Raw genomic sequence first — 13809 nt, 5'->3', positions numbered from 1 at the left:
GAAACGCCGCCCAATTCCGGGCGGCGTTTTTATTTGGTGCGGCCTTTCATTGCGAGGGTAGAGTTCTTGGTCCTCAGTTCACCTCCGCCAGCGCCGCGAGGATGCGGGCCCAGGAGCGGATGCCCTTCTGGAAGCTGCGCAGATCATATTTCTCGTTCGGCGAGTGGATGTTGTCGTCGTCGAGGCCAAACCCTACCAGCAGCGAGTCGAGGCCCAACGTGCGCTTGAAGTCGGCCACGATCGGGATCGAGGCGCCAGACCCCATCAGCACCGTCTCCTTGCCCCATTCCTCCGTCAGCGCCTTGCGGGCGGCGGCGAGCGGCTTCATGTTCCAGTCGAGCGCGACCGCGGGCGCGGCGGAGTGGTCGCCGAACTCGACCTTGCAGTCGCCGGGAATCCGCGCGGTCACGTAATCACGGAAGGCCTTGCGGATCTTTTGCGGGTCCTGGCCCTGCACAAGGCGGAACGACACCTTGGCCGAAGCATGGGACGGAATCACGGTCTTGGAGCCTTCGCCGATATAGCCGCCCCAGATGCCGTTGACGTCGCAGGTCGGACGTGTCGACGCCTGCTCGACGAGCAGTCGCCCCTTCTCACCGGCCGGGATCGACAATCCGACCGGCTTGAGGAAGAAATCCGGGGTAAAGCCGAGCTTCTTCCACTGCTCCAGGATCTCCGGCGGCGTCTCCTTCACACCATCGTAGAAACCGGGAATGGTGATGCGGTTGTCGTCGTCGAACAGGCCGCCCAGAATTTTCGTGAGCACCCGGATCGGGTTCATCGCGCTGCCGCCGAACACGCCGGAATGCAAATCGCGGTTGGCCGCGGTGATCTTCAGCTCTTCATAGAGCAGGCCGCGCAGCGAGGTCGTGATCGCCGGCGTGTTGCCGTCCCACATGCCGGTGTCGCAGACCAGCACGTAATCTGCCTTGAGCTCGTTCCTGTTGGCCTCGATGAAGGGCACGAAATTCTTCGAGCCGACCTCCTCCTCGCCTTCGATCAGGAAGGTGACGTCGACCGGCAGCGAGCCCGTCACCTTCTTCCAGGCGCGGCAGGCCTCGACGAAGGTCATCACCTGGCCCTTGTCGTCCTCGGCGCCTCGCGCGACGATGATCTTGCGGCCGTCGGCATGATCCGCGACGACGGGCTCGAACGGCGGACGGCGCCAGAGATCGAGCGGATCGACCGGCTGCACGTCGTAATGGCCGTAGAACAGCACGTGCGGCCGCCCGCCCGCTCCGGTCCTGCCGACGACGGCGGGATGACCCGCGGTCGGTCTCACCTCGGTCGCGACACCGAAGCTGGCGATGTCCTTGGCGAGATGCTCGGCCGCAGCCTTGCAATCATCCGCAAAGGCCGGATCGGCCGAGATCGACTTGATGCGCAGCAACGAGAACAGGCGCTCCAGGCTGCCGTCGAAATCCCTGTCGATGTGGTCGAGCACGGATTGGAGCTGCGCATTGGCCATGGTCGTGATCCTGATTGTTGGGTCTCAAGAGGTCCCGGGTTTTAGCGCCGGCGCGGCCCTGGGGCTAGCCGCAACCGGTGGATGCCTGATGTGCCAGGCGAGGCACCCTGCGAGGACGGCCGTCGCAGCGAGGTTGTTGCCACAGGCCTGGATGACCTTGGGAAACCACGGCAGCGACAACAGCATGAGGATGCCGGCGGCGCCCAAAGCGAGCCAGGTTCCCAGGCGCACATGCGCTCGCACGTCGAAGGCGGCACGATGCATCAACACCGTGATCGGGAAGAACAGCCACATGAAGTAGTATTGCCGGGCCAGAGGCGAGGCCACCGTCATCAGGCAGAACAGGATGCCGAGCTCCTCTGCATCGGAGCGCTCCGTTCGCCGCCGCTGTGGCGGCATCACCGCGACGAAGCCGAGCCCAAGCAACGCCGACACCGCAAGCACGATCCAGTTCGCCGTCCTGTAGTCGACGTCGATCACATTCATCGTGCGCGGCGGCTTGTTGGGATCCTCCTGATTGTAGTTGATCGGCCGGACCAGCCGATGCGTGACGGCAATGACGGACTGGTTGACCCACGACCAGTTCTGCTCGTCACGCTGACCAAAACCCTTTTCCGAGTTCGTCCCGACCATGCCCTGATACCAGGTCGCAAGCTCGGCCGCATTGCGCTCGAAGCCGCGGATCGGCGCCGGCGCGACATAGAGAAGGATGCCGGTGAAGACGATCGTGCTGACGAGGGCGGCCCACCTGCGGCGCCAGAGCAGATAGGGCAGCACGGCGATCGGAAACACCTTGATGGCGACCGCGAGCGCGAACATGAAGCCTGCTAGCCACGACCGCTGATGCCGCAAGCTCCAGAAACCGTAGAGCATCATCGCCAGCAGGACGAGGTTGGGCTGGCCAAGGTCGAACATGTCGAACACGAAGACCACAGTGACGAAGGCCGGCAGCGCTTCCAGCCAGGGGCCAGGCTTGCGGTCCGAGCCGGCCATGACTTGGGAGAACGTCCCGGTGTACCACCAGGCCACGGCGTTCAAGATCGACAGAACGACGTAGAGCGGGATCTTGCCGAACCAACTCGGGATCGCCAGCAGCATTGCCGGGAGCGGCGGATAGATGAACTCGAAATACTCGCGGGCCGTGGCCGGATAGAGCGGCCCACCCTGCAAGACCTGCTGCCCGGCCCAGTACCAGAGCGAGTAATCCTTGGTCTTGCCGTGGCCGAAAATCTCGGGGACGAGCACGTCCGCCGTCAGGAGGACGCAGCAGAATAGAAAAAGCAGGTCGAGCGGCGCACGCGGCGACAGGCGTCTCGGCGCATCAGGCTTGGCTAACGGGGCGGGAGGGGTCACGGTGCGGTCCTGTGCGGCGACGAAACAGGACCTAGCAGACCGGCAGAGGCTTGGAGAGCCCCTCACCTGAAATTGTACCGGCGCTGGCCTCGGACAACCGAGCTTCCGCAGCGTCAGGGGCGGGCTTGTCCAGGACAAGCCCGGGCATGACGACCTATTGTGGTCGAGCGGAATTGCCCGACACAGGGCGTTCTGCCTAACGCCGCAGCAATCCGCCGAGCGCGCCGCGGACCAGCGTGCGGCCGATCGAGCCGCCGAGCTGGCCACCGACCGACTTGCCTATATTGGCGGCCATGCCGCCGATCACCTGGTTGGTGACCGATCGTGTCACGTCCCGCGCAATGACCTGGCCGGTCGACAGACGGCCTCGCTTGACGTTGGTGCCGAAGATGGTGCCGACGATCGCACCGATCTGGCCAAGGATGCCGCCGGCGCCGGCTCCGCCATTTTGTGCGTCCGCAGGCGCAGCCGTGCCGGCCACGCGCTTCTGCAGTATCTCATAGGCGGACTCACGATCCACCGCGGTATCGTACTTGCCCTTCACCGGGCTCCTGCTCATGATCGTCTTGCGCTCCTCGGGCGTGATCGGCCCAATCCGCGCCGTCGGCGGCCGGATCATCACCCGCTCCACCATCGAAGGCGTGCCGTTGCCCTCGAGGAAGGACACCAGCGCCTCGCCCTTGCCGAGCTCCGTGATCACCTTGGCGGTGTCGAGCTTCGGGTTGGGCCGGAAGGTCTGCGCCGCGGCGGCGACCGCCTTCTGGTCGCGCGGCGTGAAGGCGCGCAGTGCATGCTGCACGCGACCACCCAACTGGGCCAACACCTTGTCTGGCACGTCGATCGGATTCTGCGTGACGAAATAGACGCCGACGCCCTTGGAACGGATCAGACGAACCACCTGCTCGATCTTGTCCATCAGTGCCTTCGACGCATCGTTGAACAGCAGATGCGCCTCGTCGAAAAAGAACACCAGTTTTGGCTTCGGCAGATCGCCGGCTTCAGGCAGTTCCTCAAACAACTCCGACAGCAACCACAACAGGAAGGTAGCGTAGAGCCTGGGGCTCTCCATCAGCTTGTCGGCAACCAGAATGTTGACGATGCCGCGACCGTCGCTATCGGTCTTCATGAAATCCTTCAGCTCCAGTGCCGGCTCACCGAAGAATTTCGTTCCGCCCTGGTTTTCCAGCACCAGAAGCTGGCGCTGGATGGTGCCGACCGTCGCCTTGCTGACATTGCCAAAGCTCTGCGCGGCCTTGCGGATCTCGGCCAATGGATCTTCCTCGGCATCCGCGGCCTTCTTGCCGCTGGCGGGAACGATCGCATCCAACAGCGACCGCAGATCCTTCATATCCAACAATGGCAGACCATTCTCGTCCGCAACGCGGAAGGCGACGTTGAGAACGCCTTCCTGCACGTCGTTCAGGTCGAGCATGCGCGCGAGCAGGAGCGGCCCCATTTCCGTGACGGTGGCGCGCACCGGGTGGCCCTGCTCGCCGAACACGTCCCAGAACACGGTCGAGAACTGGTCCGGCTGAAATCTGAGGCCCATCTCGCCCGCGCGCTTGAGGATGAAGTCCTTGGCCTCGCCGACTTCCGAGATCCCAGACAGATCGCCCTTGATGTCCGCCGCGAAGACCGGAACACCGGCGCGCGCAAATCCTTCCGCCATGACCTGCAACGACACGGTCTTGCCGGTTCCGGTTGCACCCGTGACGAGGCCGTGGCGATTGGCGAGCGCCAGCGTCAGCCATGCCTGCTCCTCTCCCTTGCCGACGAAGATCTTGTCGTCGGTATCGCCGAGCTTGCTGTCTTGTGCGGTCATTATTCTCTCTGATCTCTCTGCCCGGTTTCGCGTATCGACGCTCGAATGCACCAGTTCCGTAGTCTAACGCATGTCGCGCACCGATTAAAATCGTTCAACCCGCCCCGATCGGCGGCATTGTCGGACCAAATGGACGACATCAGCCGAAAGTAGGAACGAGACATTCGCAACGCGGCATTTTTTTGCCGGTTCGATCTCCGCTCTTGCACGGCTGCAACACTTTTCGCGCGTTCGATGATGAATCGGGACGGCGCCTGCGTTCATCGCTTGAATTTCACATCACACCGGCTCAAGATCATTCTTGAAAGCAATACTCCGGCATGTGAACCGGCTGAGGGGCAGGCCATATGGACGAGCTGATCGGACGGCTGGCGACAAACGCCAGCATAGATAGTGCTGTCGCCGAAAAAAACGTGGGCATTATCCTGGGCTTCCTCCGCAACGAGGGTCCTTCCGACAGCGTGCAGGCCCTGATCGACCAGATTCCCGGTGCGGAAGCCGCGATCGAGACGTCGAGGAGCGGCGGCGGACTGTCGCGGCTGATGGGCGGCGGCTTGATGGCGGTCGGCACGCGCCTGATGGGCCTTGGACTTGGCATGTCCGAGATTCAAAACGTCGCCCGTGAACTTTTCCGCTACGGGCGAGACAAAATCGGAGCGGATCAGATGGGCAAGATCATCGCGGGGACGCCGGGCCTCAGCCAATTCGCCTGAAGCCACGCATTTCACATCGAGTATCATGACATATCCGATCTCCGAGATTGAGGGACTGTCGGCCTTTGCAGCCAACAAGCTGAAGGCGCAAGGAATCCGCACCACCGACGCGCTGCTCGAGGCGGCCTCGACCGTGAAGGGCCGCAAGGCGCTTTCCGCCAAGACGGGCATCAGCGAGCAGTTGCTGCTGGAATGGGCGAACGTCTCCGACCACATGCGCATCCCCGGCATGGGCAGGGCCAAGGTCGGCCTGGTCCGCGCCGCCGGCGTCACCACCGTGCGCGAGCTCGCCTATCGAAATCCGGCACGGCTCGCCCAGAGCATGCGCGAGGCCAACGAGAAGAAGAAGCTCGTCCGCATCCTGCCTTCCGAGAAGTCGGTCGGCGACATCATCGCCAAGGCCAAGAAGCTGCCGCCGAAGATCACGTATTAGGGCGGACGTCTCAGCATTGGGCGAGCCGAGCGGCTTCTCGGCATCGTTTGCCTAGCGCGCAATAATGCCTGCTCCAACTCCGCGGTCATACTCCGCGAAAGCGGAGTATCCAGTACGCCGCAGCTTCTCCGTATCACGGCACGGCCTCTGAATACTGGATTGCCCGCTTTCGCGGGCAATGACAGCGGGGGGTGCGATCCCCCTGCCCAAACCTCGGCACCGCCCACTCCACTCCCGCCTTGACTCCCCGTCCCCGCCCGCTAAAGCCACCGGCATGAACGCCTCGCGCTCCCCTTCCGTCCCGCCGGCCGGCTCGGCCGGGCCTGATGCGCTGCGGACGCTGCTGGAGCGGCCGCTTCCGGCGGTGATGGGTGTGCTCAACATCACCCCGGATTCCTTCTCCGACGGCGGCGCGTTCATCGCGCCCGCGCGGGCGCTGGAGCGGGCGCGGGCGATGATCGCCGATGGTGTCGACATCATCGATATCGGCGCCGAGTCCACCCGGCCCTACAAGGGCGCCCGGCCGGTCACGGCGGCGGAGGAGCTCTCGCGGCTGAAGCCGGTGCTGTCCGACGTGGTGGCGCTCGGCGTGCCCGTCTCGATCGACAGCATGAAGGCGGAGGTGGTGGCCTTCGCGCTTGACCAGGGCGCGGCGATCGCCAACGACGTCTGGGGCCTGCAACGCGACGCCGACATGGCGCCACTGATCGCCGCAAGAGGCGCCCCCGTCATCGTCATGCACAATCGCGACAGCGTCGATCCCGCGATCGACATCATCGCGGACATGAAGGCGTTCTTTGCACTCTCGCTGGAGATCGCGGCAAAGGCCGGTATCGCGCGCGACAAGATCGTGCTCGACCCCGGTATCGGTTTCGGCAAGACGGCCGAGCAGAGCATGACCGCGCTGGCGCGGCTGCGCGACTTCGACATATTCGGCCTGCCGATCCTGGTCGGCGCCTCTCGCAAGCGCTTCATCGCCTCGGTGTCGCCGTCGGAACCATCGGAGCGGCTCGCCGGCTCGATCGCGGCACATCTGATCGCCGCGCAACGCGGCGTGAAGATCATCCGGACCCATGATATCGCCGAAACCCTGCAGGCCCTGCGCGTGGCGCATGCAATCGAGAGCAAGCAATGACCGACACGATCTTCGTCACTGGCCTGTCGATCCATGCCCGCCACGGCGTGATGGATCACGAAACCGAAGTCGGCCAGCGCTTCGTCATCGATCTCGAGCTCTATACCGACCTGTCGGAGCCCTCGCGCAGCGACCGGCTCGCCGATACCGTGTCCTACGCCGACGTCGTGGCGACGACAACGGCGGCGTTCAAGAATACCAATTACAAGCTGCTGGAGCGCGCGGCCGGCGCCGTGGCCGACGCCATCCTGTCGCACTTCCCGCGCATCCGCGCCGTGAAGATCACGGTGCACAAGCCGCATGCGCCGATCGCCGCGATCTTCGACGATGTCGGCATCATGCTGATGCGCTCGCGGCATCCCTGAGCATGGCAAGCGTGCTGATCGCGCTGGGCGGCAATGTCGGCGATGTCCGCGCGACGTTCGGCAAGGCGATCGCCCACGTCTGCGGCATGGCGCAAGCCGCGCTGATTGCACGCTCGTCCGACTACACGACGCCGCCATGGGGCGACGAGGACCAGGATCCCTTCATCAATGCCTGCATCGAGATCGAGACCAGTCTCGATCCGCACGCGCTGTTGTTCGTGCTGCAGAAAGTCGAGCAGAAATTCGGCCGCACGCGCGAGAAGGCAAGGCGCTGGGGCCCGCGCACGCTCGATCTCGACATGATCGCCTATGACGATGTGTCCTTGCGGAAGCCGGATCTGACGCTGCCGCATCCGCGCCTGTTCGAGCGCGCCTTCGTGCTGGTGCCGCTGGCCGAAATCGCGCCTGACCGCGTGATCTCTGGCATTCGTGTGCGTGACGGGCTCGCCGGCGTCTCGACGCAAGGCATTGAGCGGCTTCCGGATACCGGTTAACCAAAAACAACCGTTTGCAGGGACGGTCTGCCGTGGCAATTTCGCCTGCGAATAACGAGACGTTTGGGAGCCCCTCGCCGCATGACCTCCATGACTGACGACCTGCCGCTGTCGGCGGATTTTCCCAGGGCCACCGTCGAGGACTGGCGCAAGCTGGTCGACGGCGTGCTGAAGGGCGCGCCGTTCGAGAAGCTGGTCGGCAAGACCTATGACGGCATCAGGATCGATCCGCTCTATCCCCGCGCCAAGGGCGTTGCGCCCGTCGTGGGCCGGCCGGCGGCGGCGCCCTGGCAGATCGTGCAGCGGATCGACCATCCCGATGCGGCGCTCGCGAATGCGCAGGCGTTGCAGGATCTGGAGAACGGTGCGACCGGGCTCGCGCTGGTGTTCGCCGACGCCAATGGCGCGCGCGGTTTCGGCCTGGAACCTTCAGCCGAGGCGGTTGCAAAGGTTCTGAAGGACATTCATCTCGACGCCGGGATCGGCATCGAGCTCGAGATCGGCCCGCAGTCGCGCATGGCTGCGATCCATGTCGCGGAATATGCGAAGAGCAAGGGGCTCGATCCCGCAGCCTGCAACATCCGCTTCGGACTCGATCCACTCGCGGCCGCAGCGGTGTGGGGCCACAGCCCCTACACCTGGGACGAGATCGTTCCTGCCATCGCCGGCGCCATCAAAGGCCTCGCCGCGCTCGGCTTCAAGGGACCGTTCGCGTCCGCCGACGGGCGCGTGATCCATGATGCCGGCGGCTCGGAGGTGCAGGAGCTCGCCTTCGTGCTCGCCTGCGGCGTCGCTTATCTGCGTGCGATCGAAGGCGCCGGCATTCCTCTCGAGCAGGCGCAGGGCATGGTCTATGCGCGGCTGGCCGCAGATGCCGACCAGTTCCTGACCATGGCCAAATTCCGCGCGCTGCGGCTGTTGTGGGCACGGATCGAAGCAGCGTGCGGGCTGTCGCCAAAACCGCTGTTCATCGCCGCCGATACGGCCTGGCGCATGCTGACGCAGCGCGACCCCTACGTGAACATGCTGCGCGCGACCATCGCGACGTTCGCGGCCGGACTTGCCGGCGCCAACGCGATCACCGTGCTGCCGCATACGCTGGCGCTCGGCCTGCCCGATCCGTTCGCGCGGCGTGTGGCACGCAACACGCAAGCCCTGCTGCTGGAAGAAAGCAACCTCGCCAAGGTCAGCGATCCCGCGGCGGGCGCAGGCGGCATCGAGACGCTGACCGCGCAGCTTTGCGACGGCGCCTGGGCCCTGTTCCAGGACAGCGAGAAAGCCGGCGGCGCCTTCGCGGCGCTTCGGCACGGCCTCTTCCAGAGCAAGGTCGCGGCGGCACGCAAGGCGCGCGACGCCAACATCGCAAAGCGCCGCGACGTGCTGACCGGCGCCAGCGAGTTTCCGAACCTGCATGAGAGCGAAGCCGCCGTACTGAAAGCGACACCGATCACACTCGCTCCTTACGGCGAGCCAAAATACAAGTTCGATGCGCTGCCGCCGATCCGGCTGGCCGAACCGTTCGAGGCGCTGCGCGACAAATCCGACGCGGCGTTGAAGGTGCGCGGCATGCGGCCAAAGGTGTTCCTGGCCAATCTCGGCGTGCCCGCCGATTTCACGGCGCGCGCCACCTTCGCGAAGAGCTTCTTCGAAGCCGGCGGCATCCAGGCCGTGGACAGCGAGGGTTTTGCCGATCCGGCCAAGCTGGCCGCCGCCTTCAAGGCTTCCGGCGCCGAGCTCGCCTGCCTTTGTTCCAGCGACAAGGTCTATGCGGAACACGCTGAAGCTGCGGCCAAGGCCCTGCAAACCGCAGGCGGCCGACATATCTATCTGGCGGGCCGCCCGACGGATACCGAGGCGGCGCTGCGGGCCGCCGGCGTCACCGGTTTTGTCTTCGCCGGAGGCGATGCGCTTGCCACGCTGCAAGACGCCTACCGACGGATGGAGCAGCCATGACCGAAACCAGCAAACCCGTTCTCACCGGCGGCTGCCAATGCGGCGCCGTGCGCTTTGCCGTCATGACGGCGCCGACCAGGATTTCGATCTGCCACTGCCGGATGTGCCAGAAGGCAGCCGGTGCGCCATTCGCCTCCCTTGCCGACATCAACAAGACCGAGTTCGCCTGGACCAGGGGACGGCCCTCGTTCTTCCGCTCTTCCACCATCGCCGAGCGCGGCTTTTGCGCCGCCTGCGGCACGCCGCTGAGCTTCGGCCGCATCGACGGCGACCGCATCGAGATCATGACCGGGGCGTTCGACCACCCCGACCGCGTGATCCCGACGCGGCAATTCGGCACCGAATCCCGCCTCGGCTGGGTGGTCGGCATCGCCAATTTGCCGAGCCAGACCACGCAGCAGAATTACGGACCGGAGAAGATGGCGACCATCATCAGCCATCAGCATCCGGATCATGATTGATGATATGGTTGAAACCATGAGCCGCATTCCCAATTTCGCAAACATTGCCTTCGAGCGAGCCGCCACAGCCGCCCCGACCGGCAGCGCCGAGCCCTGGCTGACGCCCGAGGGCATTCTCGTAAAGCCCGCCTATGGCGAGGCTGATCTCGCCGGGCTCGATTTCCTCGACACCTATCCCGGCATCGCGCCGTATCTGCGCGGCCCCTACCCGACCATGTATGTCAACCAGCCCTGGACGGTCAGGCAATATGCCGGCTTCTCCACGGCGGAGGATTCCAACGCGTTCTACCGCCGCAATCTCGCGGCGGGCCAGAAGGGCCTCTCGGTCGCCTTCGATCTCGCCACCCATCGTGGCTATGACAGCGATCATCCGCGCGTCGGCGGCGACGTCGGCATGGCCGGCGTTGCCATCGATTCCATCTACGACATGCGCACGCTGTTCGCGGGGATTCCGCTCGACCAGATGAGCGTGTCCATGACCATGAACGGCGCGGTGCTGCCGATCCTCGCGCTCTACGTCGCCGCCGCCGAGGAACAGGGCGTGCCGCCGGAGAAGCTGTCGGGCACCATTCAGAACGACATTCTGAAAGAGTTCATGGTGCGCAACACCTATATCTATCCGCCCGCGCCCTCGATGCGGATCATCTCGGACATCTTCGCCTACACCTCGCAAAAGATGCCGAAATACAATTCGATCTCGATCTCCGGCTATCATATGCAGGAGGCCGGCGCGACGCAGGATCTCGAGCTCGCCTATACGCTCGCCGACGGCGTCGAATATCTGCGCGCCGGCCTCGCCGCCGGCCTCGACGTCGACCGCTTTGCCCCCCGCCTGTCGTTCTTCTGGGCGATCGGCATGAACTTCTTCATGGAGGTTGCCAAGCTGCGCGCCGCGCGCCTGCTCTGGGCGAAGCTGCTCAAGCCGTTCAATCCGAAAGACCCGCGCTCGCTGTCGCTGCGCACGCATAGCCAGACCTCGGGCTGGTCGCTGACCGCGCAGGATGTCTTCAACAATGTGATGCGCACCACCGTGGAGGCGATGGCGGCGACGCAGGGCCACACCCAGTCGCTGCACACCAACGCGCTCGACGAAGCCTTGGCGCTGCCGACCGATTTCTCGGCGCGCATCGCCCGCAACACCCAGCTCTTCCTGCAGCAGGAGAGCGGCACCACCCGCATCATCGACCCCTGGGGCGGCTCGTATTATGTCGAGCGACTCACCCGCGACCTCGCCGCGAAGGCCTGGAGCCACATCCAGGAGGTCGAGGAACTCGGCGGCATGGCCAAGGCGATCGAGGCCGGCGTGCCCAAGCTGCGCATCGAGGAGGCTTCGGCCAAGACCCAGGCGCGCATCGATGCCGGCAAGCAGGCGGTGATCGGCGTCAACAAGTACAAGCCGACCGACGAGGACAGAATCGACATCCTCAAGGTCGACAACACCAATGTCCGCCGCCTGCAGATCGACAAGCTCAAGCGGCTGAAGGCCGAGCGCAACCAGAAGGACGTCGATGCCGCGCTCGCCGCGCTGACTCGCTCGGCCGGCGAAGGCAACGGCAACCTGCTCGCGCTCGCGATCGACGCGGCACGGGCAAAGGCCACCGTCGGCGAGATTTCGGACGCGATGGAGAAAGTGTTCGGCCGGCACCGCGCCGAGATCAAGTCCATCACCGGCGTCTACAAGCGGGAGGCGTCCAGCATGGGTAACCAGGTCGAGAAGGTGCAAGCGCTGATCGACGCGTTCGAGGAGGCGGAAGGCCGCCGCCCGCGCATCCTGGTCGCCAAGATCGGCCAGGACGGCCACGATCGCGGCCAGAAGGTGATTGCGTCTGCCTTTGCCGATATCGGCTTCGACGTCGATATCGGGCCGCTGTTTGCCACCGCCGACGAAGCCGCGCGGCAGGCGGTCGAGAACGACGTGCACATCCTCGGCGTCTCCTCGCTCGCTGCGGCCCATCTCACCGCCGTGCCGGAGCTGAAGGCCGCGCTGAAGAAGCAGGGCCGCGACGACATCATGATCATCGTCGGCGGCGTGGTGCCGCCGCAGGATCACGATGCGCTCTATGCCGCCGGGGCGGAGGCGATCTTCCCGCCGGGCACCGTGATTGCCGACGCGGCCGAGGAGCTGATCCGCAAGCTCAACGCCCGGCTCGGGCATAGCGAGGCGGCGGAGTAGCTTCGCCGTCAATTTCCCGACAGGAAGGATTTGCGTGATGTTTCTCGCGCCAACGTTGATGCGCGCGCTCGCCGTTGCCGCAGTTTGCGGCGCGCTGTTCGGTCCCGCCCTCGCCGCCGATCCGAAGCCCGACGCCATCGTCAAGACGAAGAGCATCGAGGCCCGCATCTTCCTTGACGACAAGATCAAGGCGGATGCGGCACTGGCGGCGGATTGCCTCGCGGAGGGCAAAAAATGGCTCGACAAGAATGCCGCGGAAGCTGCCGCCTCGCGCAAAGCGGGCCCGCAGTTCTTCAAGGACGGCGGCTGGGATTTCGAGCGCAAATATGAGATCCGCTCCATCGTTGCCGATCGCTATGTCAGCATCCTGCGCAACGACTACATGAACACCAGCGGCGCGCATCCCAATTCGGACGTGAACACGATCCTGTGGGACAAGGCCGACAACAAGCGCATCTCGATCCGTCCGTTCTTCACCGAAACCGCCGACAAGGGCCCAACCATGAAGGCGATGGTGAAGGCCATCATCGCCTCGCTCAAGACCGAGAAGAAGAAGCGCGATGCCGACGAGACCGCGACCGGCGAATGGTTCAAGAGCGTGGAGCCGAGCCTGCTCAAGGTCGGCGCGGTGACGCTCGCGCCATCGACCGAGGCGGGCAAGAGCTCCGGGCTGACCTTCCATTACCCGCCCTACGCCGTCGGTCCCTACGCCGAGGGCGAGTATGTCGCCTTCGTGCCGTGGGAAACGCTGAAGCCTTACCTCACCGCGGAAGGCGCCCGCATCTTCGGCGGCGCGCGGCCGAAGAGCGACGCGGACGAACCGTGAGCGATCGCTAATCCAGTCGCGGATGGGCCCGCGCCAGCGTCCGCGCAAGCGACTCCGTCCAATCGGGAATCCACGACGCGAACAGCGCTTGCCAGCGATCTGCGTCCGCAGGTTCGGTATCGAGGACGACCGACCATTCGATGAGGGTGCGGTCGCCTTCGACGATCGGACGTAGATGCATGGTGCCTCGATAGCGCGTCGGCGCCGGCGTCCGGCTTCCGTCATCCTGCGGATACGGCAACGCTTCAAGACCGGCATAGGTCAGGCTGTGCTGCCGGTCCGAGTGATCGACCAGGCGCTGGCGGATCCAGTTTCCGAGATAGCAGAAGCGCCTGACGGCGCCGACTTCATCGCCGCGCTTGTCGTCTTCGATCACACTCTCGCTCACGCCGTCGATATAGGCGGGGTAGTTGTTGAAATCGCGGATCAGCGACCAGACTTCGTCCAGTGGGCGGTCCAGCACGGCGCTGTAATAGGCTTGGGTCATTGATGGCTCGCCTCCGGCTTTTGTTACGCGCTCAGGTTGGCAATGCGCGCAGGTAAAACCCACCCGATTTCCGACCGCCCGTCCGATGGGCACGCTGTTTTCACACAACAAGTCGGTCTCCTTGGT

The 13809-nt window shown here is 64.7% G+C and carries 13 protein-coding genes; 9 read left to right on the top strand and 4 right to left on the bottom strand.

What is annotated here, in order from left to right:
- Positions 1–73: 73 nt before the first annotated feature.
- From XH87_RS31125 to XH87_RS31115, 3 genes are all read right to left on the bottom strand, one after another.
- Positions 74–1468: a M20/M25/M40 family metallo-hydrolase gene (locus tag XH87_RS31125; RefSeq protein WP_271590182.1), complete on the bottom strand. Its 1395-nt coding sequence runs from the start codon at positions 1466–1468 to the stop codon at positions 74–76.
- Between the two features lie 24 nt (positions 1469–1492).
- Positions 1493–2821, bottom strand: a complete 1329-nt coding sequence (locus tag XH87_RS31120; protein WP_271590181.1) for a glycosyltransferase family 87 protein — start codon at positions 2819–2821, stop codon at positions 1493–1495.
- 196 nt (positions 2822–3017) lie between these two features.
- A complete protein-coding gene (locus XH87_RS31115; RefSeq protein WP_271590180.1) occupies positions 3018–4643 on the bottom strand; it encodes a helicase HerA-like domain-containing protein in 1626 nt (541 codons plus the stop codon).
- A 347-nt stretch (positions 4644–4990) separates the two neighbouring features.
- Here XH87_RS31115 and XH87_RS31110 point away from each other — a divergent pair, with 347 nt between their 5' ends.
- From XH87_RS31110 to XH87_RS31070, 9 genes are all read left to right on the top strand, one after another.
- Positions 4991–5356 (top strand): DUF2267 domain-containing protein, encoded by a 366-nt coding sequence (locus XH87_RS31110; RefSeq protein ID WP_271590179.1) that lies wholly within the window; start codon positions 4991–4993, stop codon positions 5354–5356.
- Between the two features lie 25 nt (positions 5357–5381).
- Positions 5382–5789 (top strand): DUF4332 domain-containing protein, encoded by a 408-nt coding sequence (locus XH87_RS31105; protein WP_035716334.1) that lies wholly within the window; start codon positions 5382–5384, stop codon positions 5787–5789.
- Between the two features lie 274 nt (positions 5790–6063).
- Positions 6064–6924 (top strand): dihydropteroate synthase, encoded by an 861-nt coding sequence (gene folP, locus XH87_RS31100; RefSeq protein ID WP_271590178.1) that lies wholly within the window; start codon positions 6064–6066, stop codon positions 6922–6924.
- Positions 6921–7289, top strand: a complete 369-nt coding sequence (gene folB / locus XH87_RS31095; RefSeq protein WP_271590177.1) for a dihydroneopterin aldolase — start codon at positions 6921–6923, stop codon at positions 7287–7289. The genes folP and folB overlap by 4 nt, the downstream gene beginning before the upstream one ends.
- Positions 7290–7291: 2 nt before the next feature.
- Positions 7292–7783 (top strand): 2-amino-4-hydroxy-6-hydroxymethyldihydropteridine diphosphokinase, encoded by a 492-nt coding sequence (gene folK, locus XH87_RS31090; RefSeq protein WP_271590176.1) that lies wholly within the window; start codon positions 7292–7294, stop codon positions 7781–7783.
- A gap of 81 nt (positions 7784–7864) precedes the next feature.
- Positions 7865–9736 (top strand): methylmalonyl-CoA mutase family protein, encoded by a 1872-nt coding sequence (locus tag XH87_RS31085; protein ID WP_271590175.1) that lies wholly within the window; start codon positions 7865–7867, stop codon positions 9734–9736.
- The gene (locus XH87_RS31080; protein ID WP_035716340.1) at positions 9733–10197 is read left to right on the top strand and encodes a GFA family protein; all 465 of its coding nucleotides are present in this window, start codon (positions 9733–9735) and stop codon (positions 10195–10197) included. The genes XH87_RS31085 and XH87_RS31080 overlap by 4 nt, the downstream gene beginning before the upstream one ends.
- Positions 10198–10213: 16 nt before the next feature.
- The gene (gene scpA / locus XH87_RS31075; RefSeq protein WP_271590914.1) at positions 10214–12370 is read left to right on the top strand and encodes a methylmalonyl-CoA mutase; all 2157 of its coding nucleotides are present in this window, start codon (positions 10214–10216) and stop codon (positions 12368–12370) included.
- Positions 12371–12407: 37 nt separating this feature from the next.
- Positions 12408–13196 carry an RsiV family protein gene (locus XH87_RS31070; RefSeq protein ID WP_271590174.1) on the top strand — a complete coding sequence of 263 codons (789 nt, stop codon included), beginning with the start codon at positions 12408–12410 and terminating at the stop codon, positions 13194–13196.
- 7 nt (positions 13197–13203) lie between these two features.
- Here XH87_RS31070 and XH87_RS31065 read toward each other — a convergent pair whose 3' ends face one another.
- Positions 13204–13683: an SRPBCC family protein gene (locus XH87_RS31065; protein WP_271590173.1), complete on the bottom strand. Its 480-nt coding sequence runs from the start codon at positions 13681–13683 to the stop codon at positions 13204–13206.
- Between the last annotated feature and the right edge of the window lie 126 nt (positions 13684–13809).

It is taken from the genome of Bradyrhizobium sp. CCBAU 53415, from assembly GCF_028128735.1.
Taxonomy (GTDB): Bacteria; Pseudomonadota; Alphaproteobacteria; order Rhizobiales; family Xanthobacteraceae; genus Bradyrhizobium.
Note: the sequence above shows the minus strand (reverse complement) of the source record. Positions and strands in the feature narration are given on the sequence as shown.

Coding starts and splice junctions, on each gene's coding strand:
- XH87_RS31125 (WP_271590182.1), bottom strand. CDS start 1,468: ATGGCCAATGCGCAGCTCCAATCCGTGCTCGACCACATCGACAGGGAT.
- XH87_RS31115 (WP_271590180.1), bottom strand. CDS start 4,643: ATGACCGCACAAGACAGCAAGCTCGGCGATACCGACGACAAGATCTTC.
- XH87_RS31110 (WP_271590179.1), top strand. CDS start 4,991: ATGGACGAGCTGATCGGACGGCTGGCGACAAACGCCAGCATAGATAGT.
- XH87_RS31105 (WP_035716334.1), top strand. CDS start 5,382: ATGACATATCCGATCTCCGAGATTGAGGGACTGTCGGCCTTTGCAGCC.
- folP (WP_271590178.1), top strand. CDS start 6,064: ATGAACGCCTCGCGCTCCCCTTCCGTCCCGCCGGCCGGCTCGGCCGGG.
- folB (WP_271590177.1), top strand. CDS start 6,921: ATGACCGACACGATCTTCGTCACTGGCCTGTCGATCCATGCCCGCCAC.
- folK (WP_271590176.1), top strand. CDS start 7,292: ATGGCAAGCGTGCTGATCGCGCTGGGCGGCAATGTCGGCGATGTCCGC.
- XH87_RS31085 (WP_271590175.1), top strand. CDS start 7,865: ATGACCTCCATGACTGACGACCTGCCGCTGTCGGCGGATTTTCCCAGG.
- XH87_RS31080 (WP_035716340.1), top strand. CDS start 9,733: ATGACCGAAACCAGCAAACCCGTTCTCACCGGCGGCTGCCAATGCGGC.
- scpA (WP_271590914.1), top strand. CDS start 10,214: ATGAGCCGCATTCCCAATTTCGCAAACATTGCCTTCGAGCGAGCCGCC.
- XH87_RS31070 (WP_271590174.1), top strand. CDS start 12,408: ATGTTTCTCGCGCCAACGTTGATGCGCGCGCTCGCCGTTGCCGCAGTT.
- XH87_RS31065 (WP_271590173.1), bottom strand. CDS start 13,683: ATGACCCAAGCCTATTACAGCGCCGTGCTGGACCGCCCACTGGACGAA.